We start from the raw sequence: 13,229 nt of genomic DNA on the forward strand, positions 1-13,229 counted from the left end.
CATCTCTATCTCCTGATTTGGGTATTTAGGAAGAGGAACTCACATAAAACAGCGACCGCTAATTTGTACCATCGTAGACAAATTAGCGGTCATCATATTTCGACCTTCAGGACTGGCATTATAGAGGGCTTATTCTCCTTGTTCAGCCACAAAGTGTATCTCTTACCCTCATTTTATTCTCGATGTTAAAACGGGAAGAAAGCCGAGAGCGCACGATAGCTCACGCTGATTTAATCACGTTTGCGCGCTGGCAGAGCATCTGATTTGAGATTTCCATGAGCATCAAAAAGCCCATAGGTGGTGCGAAGCACGCGGAACTCCGTTCGTCGATTGAGCGCATTGCAGATTTCTTGTTGTTCGGGTGTGAGTTTTGCTATGAAATCCGTGCTCAATGTATCGTTTTCGTGCAAGAAAGGTTGTTCTTCAGCTAAACGCCGATTCACCACTTTAGGTACAGACTCTCCATAGCCTTTCGGGGTGAGTCGATCACGAGCGATGCCTTTGCTCAACAAATAGTTCACGACACTCTCTGCACGACGTTGAGACAAGCTAAGATTATAGGCATCATTGCCACGATAGTCGGTATGTGCAGCCAGTTCTATTGTGATGTGCGGATTGTCTATGAGCAGTTTTGCGAGTCGCTCCAATGCAGGAGCTGACTCAGAAGCCACCTCAGCTTTGTCAAAAGGATAGAACACATTGCGTACCAGAACGGGAATGTTCATGGATGGGAGAGGAAACTGCAAGACATATTGATGTTCTTCATCCTGAATAGAATCTACTTGAAGCTGATTGGGGAAATTGAGATAACCCGAACATGAAGCTAAGAAGACATAGCGCACTCCTGGCTGTACTTCTTGCTCAAATGATCCATCGGGCTTCACAGGGAGCTTGACATTAGTACCATCACTTCCCACCATTTGCACCTGTGCAGCTGGAAGTTCGTAGCCGTCTTGTTCGTACACCCAACCTTTCACTGTTAGGAGGCGTTCGGGATAGGAAAATTCAAACATTTTGTCCCATCCTCTACCTCCAGTGCTACGAGAGGAAGAGAAAAAGCCACGGTTGTGCCATCCATCAAAAGTGATTCCGAAATCATTTCCCGCCGAATTCATTGGTGCAGGTAGATGTTCAACCTTCCATTCATGCAACAACGTGTCCTCTTGAGCAAGATACAAATCTAACCCTCCTAATCCTCCGCGGCCATCACTCGAAAAATACAAGGTGCCGTTGGGACGGAAGCTAGGAAAACTCTCATTTCCCGAGGTGTTAATCGAAGCTCCCAAATTTTCTATGATACCTACTCCTTTTGCCTCTTTGATATCAGCACGCCAAAGGTCTAGGCCACCATATCCTCCAGGCATGTCGGAGGTGAAATATAACCATCTTCCATCAGGAGAAATAGTCGGATGCGCATAGCTCGACAAGGTGTCTGTACCTATTTTTAGGACTTGCGGTTTAGTCCAGGCTGCATCGCTGCGTTGCGCTGTCCAGATTTCAGCCATTCGTGGATATTGAGGATGATTAGGACATACTGTGAGATACATGGTCTTACCATCGGGAGAAAAGGCCACAGCTCCTTCATCTTGAGGAGTGTTGATTGTACTCACAGGCTCAGGCGTTTTCCAGCGGCCTTTCTCATCTAATTGCGAGTAGAACACATCTCCACTCTTTTGAGCAGTGATGCCAGAGATATCATTGCCCAATACCGCAGAACGGGTGGTCGTGAAGTAGAGTTGTTGTTCTTTGCCCTGTCCTACCAACATAGGTGCATAGTCACTACGATTACCATTGAATAACGTTGCTGATTTTACGGTATAGAGAGAATTGGCACCGCGCTCGGCCATAGCCTTTTGCACCTGCTCCACTCCTAGAGCAGCTTGTTGGTGTGCCATCGCTAAAGCATTATTCTCAAGCGAAAGCTTTCTTTGATTTTCAAAGGCTACTAAAGCTCCTTTGTAGTCGCCTTGCAGCATGAACATCTGCCCTATACGAAGATAGGTCAAAGTGTCGGTGAAATGATATCGCTCTGCCGTACGATAAGCTGCAAGAGCACGCGAAGAAGCACCATAGCGACTGTAGCATTCGCCCATAGCATAGGACAAACGCCCTCTTTTGGCTTTATCGCTTGCAGGGGTCAGCCGGTAGGCATGTTGATAGTGTGCCGCAGCTTCGGCATACTCACCTATGGCGAGGGCACGCTGGGCACGAAGCTCACTCTTTTCGGCAGAGCCACAACTAGCGATAACGGCTAAAAGAGCAAGGCTGGAGAGGATAAACAGGACTTTTCTCTGCATAGACAACAAAGATAACAGAAAAAGTCGGATTTTAGTGCTTTGGAAATGCTTTATTTGTAGAATAATTTTGTACTTTTGCTCTTATATAGGCTATCTTCTAGAGAAGATGCTTATAGGATGTATGGAAAACAGCTCCATCTCCTCTCTTTCGAGAGCTGATAAACCCATAACAAAGAATACACACTTGTGAGCGGTGTCTCCACAATATGCACCCATTTGCTCAAGAATTTTCTTGCTCAAGGAATCTTCGACTCTCGTAAGAACCACAAACGAACTCATTTGTTTCACCCAAACAACCATTATATCTCATGCTTAAGCAAATCACCAATGGTCGCATCCTCACGGCCGAAGGTTGGCTCGAAGGCGGTAGTGTTATCGTCGATGGGGGCAAAATTATTGAGGTATCTAATAACGAACTCCCTGTGCAAGGTGCTGAAATCATCGATGCCAAAGGTTGCGACATCGTGCCTGGTGGTATTGAGCTTCACATCCATGGTGGTGGTGGCCGCGACTTCATGGAAGGAACAGAAGAGGCTTTCCGCACAGCCGTAGAAGCTCACATGCACTGGGGAACTACAGCGATATTCCCTACCCTTTCCTCTAGTAAGCGCGAATGGATAGACCGTGCCATCAAGACTTGCGAAAAGTTGATGGCTGAACCTGGAAGCCCCGTCATGGGTCTTCACCTCGAAGGGCCTTACTTCAACTTGAAGAAAGCCGGTGCTCAAATGCCAGACATTATCCGCAATCCTGACCAAAAGGAATATGAAGAAATCTTTGCTTCCACCAACTGCATCAAGCGTTGGGATGCTGCTCCAGAACTTCCTGGTGCTGAAGAATTCTTCAAATGCTGTGTCAAGAATAACTGCGTTGCTTCTATTGCTCACACCGATGGTGACTGGGAAGATGTGAAACGTGCTTATGATGCTGGTGCTCGTTTGGCCACTCACTTCACCAATGCTATGAGCATGCTCCGCAAAGACCGCGAATTTAAGAAAGTGGGTGTCGTAGAAAGTGTGTTTGCCCTGGAAGACTTTAATGTAGAAGTCATTTGTGATGGTATCCACGTTCCTCCTGTGCTTGTGAAGCAGATTTTCAATGCCAAGGGCGTAGACCGCATGTGTCTCATCACTGACTCACTCGCAGTAAGTGCAATCCCTGAAGGTAGTGATGTAGATCCTGGCATCATCGACCCTCGCACCATCATTGAAGATGGAGTGTGCAAGCTATCCGACCGCAGTGCTCTCGCTGGTTCTATTTCCACGATGGATCGATTGGTACGCACTGCCGTTCAAGAGGCTGGTATCTCTATGCAAGATGCTTGTCGCATGATTGGCGAAATGCCAGCTCGCTTCATGGGTATTGATGACCGCAAGGGTTTCCTCAAAAAGGGTTATGATGCAGACATCATTATGTTTGACCAAAATCAACAACTCAAGTTTGTGATGCAGAACGGCAACGTAAAGCGTAGCGAACTTTAATCTGTAGCCTCTCTCACGAAGGCCTGTGCTTTCGTGGGAGAGCTTTTCTTTTTTGAGCCTTTATTCTCCATGTGGGAATGATGATGTGTGCTCAACTTCTGTGGAATATTGCTTCCGCAACTTATGATTTAATAGACTAATGACTGTCTCTTGTCTATTACAGTCACTCTATACCCTAGGTGTTTGACCACACCTCAATGAAAACTTATTTTCTTATATCTAAACCGCTCTTTCTCCTTTATGAGTTTCAACATTGTTGTACTTGCAAAGCAAGTGCCCGACACCCGCAACGTGGGAAAAGATGCCATGACTCCTCAAGGCACGGTGAACCGCGCTGCGCTTCCTGCAATTTTCAATCCTGAAGATCTCAATGCGCTGGAACAAGCACTTCGCATTAAAGATTTGTATCCGGACACGCGCATCACCATCATTACGATGGGATTGCCCAAAGCTGCTGATATCCTTCGCGAAGGACTTTTCCGTGGCACTGATGCTGGGATACTTGTCACTGATCGTGCGCTGGCTGGTGCTGACACTTTGGCTACATCCTATGTGCTCTCACAGACCATTCACAAAATGGGCAACGTAGATTTGGTGATTGGTGGTCGCCAAGCTATTGATGGTGACACGGCTCAAGTAGGGCCACAAGTGGCACAAAAATTAGGTATTGACCAAGTTACCTATGTAGAGGAAATTAATGAAATTACCAAGGACTATGTCATCGCTACACGACGCATAGATGGTGGTATCGAACAAGTGAAAGCTCCTCTCCCTTTGCTGCTTACCGTTACGGGTTCGGCTGCTCCATGCCGTCCTAGAAATGCAAAATTGATGATGCGTTATAAACGCGCACTTGTAGCAGCAGAGCGAAACTCTCTTCCAGAAAAATACGCGGCACAATGGGAAGCGCGCCCAGAACTCCAGCTCATTCAGTGGGGGGCAGAAGAAATCGATGCAGATCTAGCGCAATGTGGGCTGACAGGCTCACCCACTAAAGTAAAAAGCGTGCAGAATGTGGTTTTTGCCACCAAAGAGAGCAAACGACTCACCGCTAGTGACAGCGATATCGAAGATTTAATTACAGAACTCTTAGACAGCCACACCATCGGATAAGCCATGAACAAGAACGACAATAATTGCGCTTGCACAAACAACAGCAGCGTTTATGTGTATTGCGAACTGGAAGGTAAGCAAATTGAGGAAGTGAGCTTTGAATTGCTCACAAAAGGTAGAAAACTTGCCAATGAACTAGGAGTGAAACTAGAGGCTGTAGTGGCAGGGAATGGTATTAAAGGTGAGGTAGAGGCGCAGATTCTGCCTTATGGTGTGGATGTGCTTCACGTGTTTGATGCACCTTGCCTTTCTCCCTATACCACTCGTCCTCACACTGCTGTATTGGTGAAGCTCTTTGAACGTGAACTCCCCCAAATATGCTTAATGGGAGCAACATCAATTGGACGTGATTTAGGGCCAAGAGTTAGCTCCACACTCACCAGTGGTTTGACGGCAGACTGCACAGCTTTGGAGATTGGTGACTACGAGGACAAGAAGAACAAAAAGAATTACGAAAACCTTCTTTACCAGATTCGTCCTGCCTTTGGTGGAAACATCGTCGCTACGATAATCAATCCCGACAACCGCCCTCAAATGGCAACAGTTCGCTCGGGAGTGATGAAAGCAGAAGTGCTAGATCCAGCCTATAAAGGGAAGGTGATATACGAAGAGGTAGATCAATTTGTGGCTCCTGAAGATAAAATGGTGGAAGTGCTTCATCGCCAAGTTGAAAAAGCCAAAAACAACCTCAAAGGTGTCTCTATTGTAGTAGCTGGAGGTTATGGCGTTGGGTCGAAAGAAAACTTTGATCTTCTGCGTAAATTAGCAGAAGAACTCCACGGAGAAGTGGGAGCAAGTCGTGCCGCTGTGGACGCTGGCTTCGCCAACCATGAGGAACAAATCGGACAAACCGGCGTTACTGTCCGTCCCAAGGTCTACATTGCCTGCGGCATTTCTGGAGCAATCCAACACGTAGCTGGTATGAAAGAAAGTGGCATCTTGATTTCTATCAACTCAGACCCTAATGCTCCCATCAACGACATTGCCGACTACGTCATCACAGGGAGTGTGGAAGAGGTCGTACCTAAAATGATTCAGTATTACAAACAACACAGCAAATAATGCTGAGCAACATTAAGGAGATATAGATAAAAAGAGCTCTTTTAGACTCAATTATTCTCCTTGTGCTCATTTATCCTCTATGATTATGGCTAATCACTATACGGATCATCCCGAACTTCAATTTGAACTTCATCATCCTTCCATGGAGCATATCGTGACTCTAAAAGAGCGCGACTATCGCGATGCAGACAATTTTGACATTGCACCGCAAGATTTTGAAGATGCCATGGACACCTATCATCGTACTCTTGAGATTGTTGGAGAAATCGCAGGCACCATCATTGCTGACAATGCCGAAGGTGTGGACCAAGAAGGGCCTCACCACGAAGGAGACCGAGTGCGCTACGCTAGCGGTACGCAACAAAATCTAGATTCGATGGTGCAAGCAGGGCTAAATGGTATGACCATGCCTCGTCGCTATAATGGCCTCAACTTCCCCATTACCCCCTATACGATGTGCGCAGAACTAGTGGCTGCATCAGATGCTGGATTTGGGAACATCTGGTCGCTCCAAGATTGCATTGAAACGCTCTACGAATTTGGCAATGAGGACCAACACGCTCGGTTTATTCCCCGAGTGGCTGAAGGTGCTACCATGTCTATGGACTTGACCGAGCCCGATGCGGGTAGTGACCTCCAAAGCGTGATGCTCAAGGCTACTTATTCGGAAGAAGATGGTTGCTGGTTGCTCAATGGTGTCAAGCGTTTTATCACGAATGGAGATGCTGATATACATCTCGTGCTCGCACGCTCCGAAGAAGGCACCACTGACGGACGTGGCTTGTCTATGTTTATTTACGACAAGCGCAGTGGCGGAGTCAATGTACGACGCATTGAAAATAAACTCGGCATCCATGGCAGTCCTACCTGTGAACTTGTTTATAAGAATGCGAAAGCTGAGCTATGTGGCTCCACTCGCATGGGACTCATCAAATATGTTATGGCTCTCATGAATGGTGCACGCCTCGGTATCGCAGCGCAATCTGTTGGTCTTTCTCAAGCCGCCTATAACGAAGCTCTTGCTTATGCACGGGAACGCGAACAGTTTGGCAAAGCGATTATTGAGATTCCGGCTGTCTATGATATGCTTTCCACGATGAAAGCTAAACTTGATGCAGGTCGCGCACTTCTCTACCACTGTGCGCGTTGTGTTGACGTTTACAAAGCTCTGGAAGACATTTCACGTGAACGTAAGCTCACTTCTGAGGAACGTGATGAAATGAAGACCTTTAATAAGCTGGCAGACTCTCTCACTCCTTTAGCTAAGGGAATGAACTCGGAGTTTTGTAACCAAAATGCCTATGACTCATTACAGATACATGGTGGTTCAGGCTTCATGATGGACTATCCCATTCAGCGCATTGCACGAGATGCCCGTATCACTAGCATTTACGAAGGTACTACTCAATTGCAAGTGGTAGCTGCCATCCGTTTCGTCATGAATGGTGCCTACACCGCTCAACTTCATGAATGGGAAAATCGCGAGGTTTCGGAAGAGATGCGCCCATTACAGACAAAAGCTGTTCGGCTTTCTGCTCTTTTGGAAGAGGCTATCGCACATGTCAAGGAAGTATCTGACCAAGAATTCCAAGACCTCTGCGCCCGTCATTTAGTCGAAATGGCAGCTAATGCAATCATGCTTCATCTACTGCTCTACAATGCTTCACAATCTCCAGAGCTTTTCGCAAAATCTGCACGTGTTTTCGCACGCCACACTGAAGCAGAAGCTCAAAAACATTATCACTTTGTGATGTCACTCTCTCTCGATAATCTTGCAGACTATCGCCACAGATAGTCAATGCCTCTCTTGCATTCATACGAAACGGCCGAGCTTTAGATGAAGCTCGGCCGTTTAAACTATAATTATAATCCTAGGATTAGAAAAAACAAAAACTATTTCTTCTAGCGGTTGCGTTCAAAACTAATCTCGTAATAATATGGATGTATGCGATTTTGGGCTATTGAGTGGCCTTCAGTGCTAGGTACAATCAAACGTACTTTTGATATCTTATCGTTCGCTGTAAGCTGACGACCAAGCTTCAGGTAAGGTAATGGGATAAGCCAGCCTGAAGGTACGTTTGTCCCGTAGAAACGTCGCATCACTCCAGCTGTGAATACGCCTGTGAGAGACCCATTATTATTTTGCAAGCTCATCTCATCTGGATACGCTGCATCACTTCCATAAAGATTACTAGATCGAATGCTATCTGTTGCTATATTGTATTCTATATAGCGACACAAGAGCATAGTATGTTCACCATTTTGAATGCCAGTTCCTGTACCTCGGCGCACAAATTGAGCATATACCCCAGAACCAGCAAAAAGCACATATTCATTCTTGCTTACGTCTGTCGTAGTGTCTTGAGCAAAAAACTGTTTTTCACTGATGACTTTAATATTACCTGGTACGTTCAGCAACGAACGTTGATACTCGTTATCGACTACATTTGCTCCTCGTTGGAGAAATGAGTTGATTTGAGAGTTTTCTCTCTCACGACGCTCAGCATAAGTCTCTTCTTTGTTACAGGAGATAAAAGAAAAAGAGAGAATAAGCGCAAAAGTTATAGTAGAAAATAAGCGTTGAAACATAAATAATAAAGAAGGAAATGATAGCAAAATGCATGTTTGATAGGAGCAAAGATACAAAAAACTTCTAGTACCATAGAGATTACCCTTTGAAAACATGCATTTGATTCGCTGAAATTATAAACCTAAGTCTAAACCAACAGAAAGATACTCATTGAATTGGAAGAAGCTCGTATTGTTTCTGCGCTTCACTCCATCATCAAATCTGGGAAAGAGGAAGAGTTTGGTAGAAAGATGCTTGTTGGCACGGAGAGAAATCGTATTTTCCCACTCAGCTTGCGTTTTTGAATAGCTTGTAAAGGCATAGAAGCGAGTAGTCCATTGAAACCAGCTATTGGGTGTCCAACGCATATTGATGGTCACCGTAGAACCTAGATTTAGACGTGAATGCTTTCCTTTCTCCACACCATAACGCTCTGCTAAGGCAAGTCGGGCAACATACTTGTAGTTTGCTGCAATAGGCGACATAGTGGCCGAAATCTCAAACTTTGGATTCTTGTACTTATAATCCATACCGATTGAGAAGACAGTCTCTATAGGTGAGGCAAAATCAGAGAAAACCCGCTTGTCATTGGCATGATACCCAGGATAGAATTGTGACCAAGTCTGGAGCATCGCTGTATAATACCAGTGTTTAAAGGCTTGCAAGCCGATTTTATTAGTCAAACGAAGAAGGTCAGCATTTGTCTTATACTTATGTAAAGAGTCCGACTGAGAAGTCTGGAAACCTAGTTTCATCTCCAACTTATTAGTGAAGGTAAACTTCTGCTTATTATCATAGTTTGCTTCGAGAATGCCAGATGTCAGAAAAGAGTTGTGATCTTCTCCACCTTTATACCAGTTGTCAGAAACCAGATATTGCATAAATTGCAATGAAAAATTCCCCTTAAAGCTCCAAAAGTTTGGACGATGGATTTGCAGTTGAAGTGGTTCAAAATCCTGCCATAGTGCCAACTGCTCGGCACTCAATTTAGGAGGAGCCATAGGTTTATTTTTTTCTTTAGGCAAGGCCGAAGGTTTGGCAACTACAGCATTCTTGCCATCATCTTTATGATGCGATAAATTATACTGTATCAACTCCGGACGATGAGCGTAGAGCTGCATTAAAGCCTGAGCTATGCTAGACTGCAAAGAGAAATCATCCTGCTGCAATGATCCTAACTCCAAATGTACAGGGAATCGATAGAAAGTACTAGAGGCAAATAATGGGAAATAATAGGGATTCTCCAAATTCTCCTTTTCATTCCTTCCTTCCTCTGCCAAAGCCTTATTAAGGCTATCAATGGCAAAAGAATAACGACGTCCGATGTTTGCCAAGGAATCCTCTAGAACACTAGGATGTCCTTTTGTGTTGCGTCGCGATGCCTGGGCATAACTCGGTAAAGCTAGGCTAAAAATGCTCAGAATTAGGGCAATGAACTTCAAATTCATAGTCTTTGTTTAGTATAGTTTATCCCGCCTATGTTGGATATTACATTTAAGTATGGACTCATTTTCACATCGCAATGAGCTTCAAGAAAATAAAACCTTATACTATAGATTAGAACATTCTCTCAACCACCAACATCAAGAGCGGATACCGCGTGCATTAAGCGCAGCCGTGTATTTTGCAGCATTCTTTTGATGCTCAGCATAAGTAGTAGCAAAATTATGACTTCCCGAGAAATCCTCCTTGGCACACATATAGAGATAATCATGTTCTGCTCGATGCAACACAGCATTGATGCTCTCCACAGAGGGAATGCATATAGGGCCAGGAGGCAATCCTTTTTGTTTGTATGTGTTGTAGGGACTATTTATCCGGAGATGCTGATTAAGAATGCGACGTAATGTAAAGTCTCCAAGCGCGAACTTCACCGTTGGGTCGGCCTGTAATGGCATATTTTGCTTTAAGCGATTCAGATACATTCCAGCCACCATCGGTTTCTCTGGATTGTAGGCTGTCTCTTGCTCGACAATAGAAGCCACCGTAGTTACTTGATCAGGCGTAAGACCTAGCTGCTTCGCCTCCATCGTACGTTTCTCATTCCAAAAGTTCTGGTACTCCTTGTGCATGCGTGCTATCACAGCTTTGGGCGAGGATGTCCAGAAGATTTCGTAAGTATTAGGAACGAAAAGGCACATTACGGTTGCTGGTGTCTTATCATAAGCAGCCAATATAGAACTGTCTTGTAAAATAGCTTCAAAGTCAGCGGTCTTAGCTTGAAAGTTCTTCCCTAAAAACTCAGCTAAATCACGATTAGTACGGAGCACAGGAATGGTAAGTCGCACTGGAGTTTGTCTACCATTTCTCAAAGAACGAAACACCTGCAAGGTTGAAGTTCCACTTCCCACATCATAACGCCCTGGACGGATATGGGCACCATATCCAGTCAATGTACTTAGTAAAGCAAAAGTAGGCCGTGCCAAGAAGCTACGATTCATAGCTGTCTTTGTATAAACAGAGTCAAGGGTATCATCATCGTCTAAAAAGATAATACGTGGCTCCTTGCCAGCGAAAGAACTGAACAAAGCACCCAAGACGACAACAATCAATGACACAGCCATAAGAGCAAGTAAATAGAGCTGTTTCTTCTTTTCCATAAACAAGGTTGAGGGTAGGTATATTTAAACTTCAAAAGTTATCTCATAGCCATTGATATCGACTCTCCCGCAACGTATGCAGGCACCTCATAAATAATGCAAGGCTGTCAATTAGCACCGACAAAATTACACAAAAATATCGGTCTGTGTGCAGTTTCTCCCAGCTTTCTCCTTGCCAAGTCTCAAAAATATTGTACATTTGCACATAACGAAGTAGTTTGCGCAAGTTGACTACCGCTATAATTTACATTTCTAAGCAGTACAATAACCAATATCATTAAGACTGCTCCCCACTGTTTGACATAACATCTATATTGTTTCAATTATATTGTTTCAATGGAATATCAATATAAAGACTTTAATCGTCTAATTCAAGAAAGCATTTGCACCCATTGGGATCGCAACGCTCTTACTGACTACAATGGTAGCACGCTTCAATACAAAGATGTGGCGCGCAAAATAGCAAAACTCCATATCCTTTTTGAAACAGCAGGCATACATCCTGGTGACAAGATTGCTATTTGCGGACGCAACTCCTCTCAATGGGCGGTTGCTTTCTTAGCTATCCTCACCTATCGTGCTGTTGCTGTGCCCATTCTACATGAATTCAAGCATGAACAAGTGCACAACATTGTCAACCACTCCGAAGCTCGCTTGCTCTTTGTAGGAGACATGGTGTACAATGATCTCAAAGGTGATAAAGAAGAATATTTGGCAGAGGAAATGCCAAATCTTGAGGGAATCATCTATATCCCTGACTTTATGCTCAAGTTGAGTCGCAACGAAGAACTCACGGCAGCTCGCGAGCGTCTCAATGCCCTCTATGGTGAGCGTTATCCCAAGTATTTCCGCAAAGAGCATGTCATCTACCCTGAGGCTCCAAATGGCGAAGACTTAGCGATGATCAACTACACCTCTGGTACGACGTCTAATTCTAAAGGCGTGTTGATTCCATATCGTGCTGTTTGGTCAAACTATGAGTTTGCCACTGAAGTACTTGGAGACAAGGTAAAACCAGGAGATCGCATCATCTCCATGCTCCCTATGGCTCACATGTATGGCATGGCATTTGAATTCATCTTTGAGTTCCTCTTTGGTCTCCATGTACATTACCTTACAAGCAAACCGACTCCAAAGATTATCGTTCAAGCCTTTGCAGACGTCAAACCAAAAGTTGTCATTAGCGTACCCCTCATCATAGAGAAAATCATCAAGAAGATGGTGATGCCCAAACTCGAGACACCTTCGATGAAGATTCTCTTGCGTTTGCCCATCATTAGCGATCGCATTTTGACGAAGGTGAAATCTGCCATTCAACAAGTCTTTGGCGGAGAATTCTACGAAATCATTGTGGGCGGAGCAGCTCTCAACAAAGAAGTGGAACAATTCCTTCACCGTATTGGCTTCAACTACACCGTCGGTTATGGTGCCACAGAATGTGCACCCATCATCACCTACGAAGACTGGAGTAAGTTTGCACTTGGCTCATGTGGTAAAGCTGCGCCTCGCATGGAAGTGCGCATCGACAGCCCCGATCCCACGCACGTAGTTGGTGAAATCCTCGCACGTGGCGCCAACGTAATGCTCGGCTATTATAAGAATCCAGAAGCCACAGCCCAAACCATTGATGCCGATGGATGGTATCACACGGGCGACTTGGGTATTCTTGATGAAGAGGGCAACCTATACATTCGTGGACGAAGCAAAAACATGCTGCTTGGCGCAAGTGGTCAGAATATCTACCCAGAAGAAATAGAAGACAAGCTCAACACACTTCCCTTTGTGATGGAGAGCATTGTGATTCAAAAGGGAGAGAAGCTATATGCGCTGATTCACCCAGACTATGATGAGATACAAAAAGCAGCACTTAGCGAAGAAGACCTCCAAAAACAAATGGAAGAAAATCGTCGCGAGCTCAATTCTATGGTGAATAGTTACGAACAAATCTCTGGTTTCCGTCTTTATGAAGAGGAGTTTGAAAAAACGCCTAAGCGTTCTATCAAGCGATTCCTCTATGCTGATGCCGAGATTTAAGCTAATTATCATACGTGTTGATACAACTCATTCACATACTCCCCACAAGAGCTTTGTTGGTTATGGCCAACAA

At 44.8% G+C, this 13,229-nt stretch carries 9 protein-coding genes; 5 read left to right on the plus strand and 4 right to left on the minus strand.

Features of this window, described 5'->3' with window-relative positions; genetic code table 11:
* Nucleotides 1-230: 230 nt before the first annotated feature.
* Entirely contained in the window at nt 231-2,297 is a 2,067-nt protein-coding gene (locus HMPREF9999_RS07855) for an OmpA family protein (protein ID WP_009752179.1), read from the minus strand.
* A gap of 308 nt (nt 2,298-2,605) precedes the next feature.
* On the opposite strand from HMPREF9999_RS07855, the gene nagA reads away from it, so the two are divergent.
* The 4 genes from nagA to HMPREF9999_RS07880 all read left to right on the plus strand — a co-directional run bounded on the left by nagA (nt 2,606) and on the right by HMPREF9999_RS07880 (nt 7,748).
* Nucleotides 2,606-3,778: an N-acetylglucosamine-6-phosphate deacetylase gene (gene nagA, locus HMPREF9999_RS07865; RefSeq protein ID WP_009752181.1), complete on the plus strand. Its 1,173-nt coding sequence runs from the start codon at nt 2,606-2,608 to the stop codon at nt 3,776-3,778.
* 240 nt (nt 3,779-4,018) lie between these two features.
* The gene (locus HMPREF9999_RS07870; protein WP_009752182.1) at nt 4,019-4,891 is read left to right on the plus strand and encodes an electron transfer flavoprotein subunit beta/FixA family protein; all 873 of its coding nucleotides are present in this window, start codon (nt 4,019-4,021) and stop codon (nt 4,889-4,891) included.
* A 3-nt stretch (nt 4,892-4,894) separates the two neighbouring features.
* Nucleotides 4,895-5,953: an electron transfer flavoprotein subunit alpha/FixB family protein gene (locus tag HMPREF9999_RS07875; RefSeq protein WP_009752183.1), complete on the plus strand. Its 1,059-nt coding sequence runs from the start codon at nt 4,895-4,897 to the stop codon at nt 5,951-5,953.
* Nucleotides 5,954-6,038: 85 nt separating this feature from the next.
* The gene (locus HMPREF9999_RS07880; protein ID WP_044063368.1) at nt 6,039-7,748 is read left to right on the plus strand and encodes an acyl-CoA dehydrogenase family protein; all 1,710 of its coding nucleotides are present in this window, start codon (nt 6,039-6,041) and stop codon (nt 7,746-7,748) included.
* Between the two features lie 107 nt (nt 7,749-7,855).
* Here the strand turns inward: HMPREF9999_RS07880 and HMPREF9999_RS07885 are convergent, their stop codons facing one another.
* From HMPREF9999_RS07885 to mltG, 3 genes are all read right to left on the minus strand, one after another.
* Complete coding sequence (locus tag HMPREF9999_RS07885) at nt 7,856-8,569, minus strand: DUF4827 domain-containing protein (protein WP_232301289.1); 714 nt, start codon at nt 8,567-8,569, stop codon at nt 7,856-7,858.
* An 87-nt stretch (nt 8,570-8,656) separates the two neighbouring features.
* A complete protein-coding gene (locus tag HMPREF9999_RS07890) occupies nt 8,657-9,970 on the minus strand; it encodes a DUF3078 domain-containing protein (protein ID WP_009752186.1) in 1,314 nt (437 codons plus the stop codon).
* Between the two features lie 135 nt (nt 9,971-10,105).
* On the minus strand, nt 10,106-11,122 hold the full coding sequence (gene mltG / locus HMPREF9999_RS07895; protein WP_009752187.1) for an endolytic transglycosylase MltG: 1,017 nt from the start codon (nt 11,120-11,122) through the stop codon (nt 10,106-10,108).
* A 336-nt stretch (nt 11,123-11,458) separates the two neighbouring features.
* Here mltG and HMPREF9999_RS07900 point away from each other — a divergent pair, with 336 nt between their 5' ends.
* A complete protein-coding gene (locus HMPREF9999_RS07900) occupies nt 11,459-13,156 on the plus strand; it encodes an AMP-binding protein (protein WP_009752188.1) in 1,698 nt (565 codons plus the stop codon).
* Nucleotides 13,157-13,229 lie beyond the last annotated feature (73 nt).

Source organism: Alloprevotella sp. oral taxon 473 str. F0040 (genome assembly GCF_000318095.2).
GTDB lineage: Bacteria > Bacteroidota > Bacteroidia > Bacteroidales > Bacteroidaceae > Alloprevotella.

Excerpts from the sequence above, each read along its gene's own strand:
- HMPREF9999_RS07855 (WP_009752179.1), bottom strand. The coding sequence starts at position 2,297 with ATGCAGAGAAAAGTCCTGTTTATCCTCTCCAGCCTTGCTCTTTTAGCC.
- nagA (WP_009752181.1), top strand. The coding sequence starts at position 2,606 with ATGCTTAAGCAAATCACCAATGGTCGCATCCTCACGGCCGAAGGTTGG.
- HMPREF9999_RS07870 (WP_009752182.1), top strand. The coding sequence starts at position 4,019 with ATGAGTTTCAACATTGTTGTACTTGCAAAGCAAGTGCCCGACACCCGC.
- HMPREF9999_RS07875 (WP_009752183.1), top strand. The coding sequence starts at position 4,895 with ATGAACAAGAACGACAATAATTGCGCTTGCACAAACAACAGCAGCGTT.
- HMPREF9999_RS07880 (WP_044063368.1), top strand. The coding sequence starts at position 6,039 with ATGGCTAATCACTATACGGATCATCCCGAACTTCAATTTGAACTTCAT.
- HMPREF9999_RS07890 (WP_009752186.1), bottom strand. The coding sequence starts at position 9,970 with ATGAATTTGAAGTTCATTGCCCTAATTCTGAGCATTTTTAGCCTAGCT.
- mltG (WP_009752187.1), bottom strand. The coding sequence starts at position 11,122 with ATGGAAAAGAAGAAACAGCTCTATTTACTTGCTCTTATGGCTGTGTCA.
- HMPREF9999_RS07900 (WP_009752188.1), top strand. The coding sequence starts at position 11,459 with ATGGAATATCAATATAAAGACTTTAATCGTCTAATTCAAGAAAGCATT.